This window comes from Bartonella sp. AA81SXKL (genome assembly GCF_042196945.1).
Lineage (GTDB): Bacteria > Pseudomonadota > Alphaproteobacteria > Rhizobiales > Rhizobiaceae > Bartonella.
Window position 1 is genome coordinate 1 of record NZ_JBHIRH010000127.1, and the last position, 969, is coordinate 969.

The 969-nt window shown below is 35.4% G+C and carries 3 protein-coding genes; all 3 read left to right on the plus strand.

Going from position 1 to position 969, the window contains the following annotated elements; all coding sequences use genetic code 11:
* Window positions 1–64: 64 nt before the first annotated feature.
* The 3 genes from ACFINZ_RS10030 to ACFINZ_RS10040 are packed head-to-tail and all read left to right on the plus strand — an operon-like array spanning window position 65 to window position 782.
* Window positions 65–286: a toxin HicA gene (locus tag ACFINZ_RS10030; protein ID WP_017196260.1), complete on the plus strand. Its 222-nt coding sequence runs from the start codon at window positions 65–67 to the stop codon at window positions 284–286.
* Entirely contained in the window at window positions 276–593 is a 318-nt protein-coding gene (locus tag ACFINZ_RS10035) for a type II toxin-antitoxin system HicB family antitoxin (protein ID WP_004856761.1), read from the plus strand. Before ACFINZ_RS10030 ends, ACFINZ_RS10035 begins: the two co-directional genes overlap by 11 nt.
* A 42-nt stretch (window positions 594–635) precedes the next feature.
* Complete coding sequence (locus tag ACFINZ_RS10040) at window positions 636–782, plus strand: CopG family antitoxin (RefSeq protein WP_375637094.1); 147 nt, start codon at window positions 636–638, stop codon at window positions 780–782.
* Window positions 783–969: the final 187 nt, after the last annotated feature.

A 969-nucleotide genomic window follows, 5' to 3' on the forward strand; every position in this document is an offset into this window, starting at 1 on the left:
ACTAGGATTAATAATGATACTATCATTGGTTATGAGTAATAAAGTTGAAAAAATAATCAGCTTGATGAAAGCATCACCAAAGAACATTAAGTTTTCAGATTTGTTGGCTGTATGTGTCTATTTCTTTGGAGAACCACGGAACAATGGTACAAGCCACTTTGTTTTTAAAACACCGTGGCTTGGTGATCCTCGTGTGAATATTCAAAAAGATTCTGGTAACAAAGCAAAAGCTTATCAAGTCAAACAAGTCTTACAAGCGATAGAAAGGATGAAACATGAACAATAATCATTATACATATCGTGTTTTGTGGTCGCAAGAAGATGAGGAATATGTCGGATTGTGTGCAGAATTCCCATCCCTTTCATGGTTAGATGCTCAAGCAGAGAAAGCTTTAAAAGGCATTATGGACCTTGTTTCAGAAGTTGTGGAGGACATGCAACATAATGGAGAAGAAGTTCCTGTGCCTTTGTCACATGGTAAATACAGTGGTAAGTTTCAATTAAGAATACCACCAGAACTCCATAGAAAACTTGCAATACAAGCCGCTGAAAATGGTGTGAGTTTAAACAGATACATTTCTTCTAAACTTTGAATTTTTTAAAATTCTATACACATCAAAAGAAATTTAATTTTTATGAAAACCTCTAAATTAAAACAAATGCCCGTTTTTAAGACGGATGAAGAAGCAGAAAACTTTGTTGATACTGCAGATCTTACAGATTATGACTTAACTAGTTTTAAACCCGTTCATTTTGAGTTCTTACCTAAAGAAGTCTCTTGACTACCTCCCCACCTTTAACGATAGGGAGGGGAGTTTTGTTTTTAAGTTAAGCAACCTTTTTAATGGGGCTCTCGAAATTTGGTTCATAAGCGCGTAACAAAGAATCCATGCTATGTGGCAGTTCTGAAGCTCCAAAATCTGTCAAAATTGCCAAGATTTTTGTAATATTGGGCACGTCATCTTGAAG

Bases quoted from the DNA above. Each gene is read 5' to 3' on its own strand.
- ACFINZ_RS10030 (WP_017196260.1), top strand. From the start codon at position 65: ATGAAAGCATCACCAAAGAACATTAAGTTTTCAGATTTGTTGGCTGTA.
- ACFINZ_RS10040 (WP_375637094.1), top strand. From the start codon at position 636: ATGAAAACCTCTAAATTAAAACAAATGCCCGTTTTTAAGACGGATGAA.
- ACFINZ_RS10035 (WP_004856761.1), top strand. From the start codon at position 276: ATGAACAATAATCATTATACATATCGTGTTTTGTGGTCGCAAGAAGAT.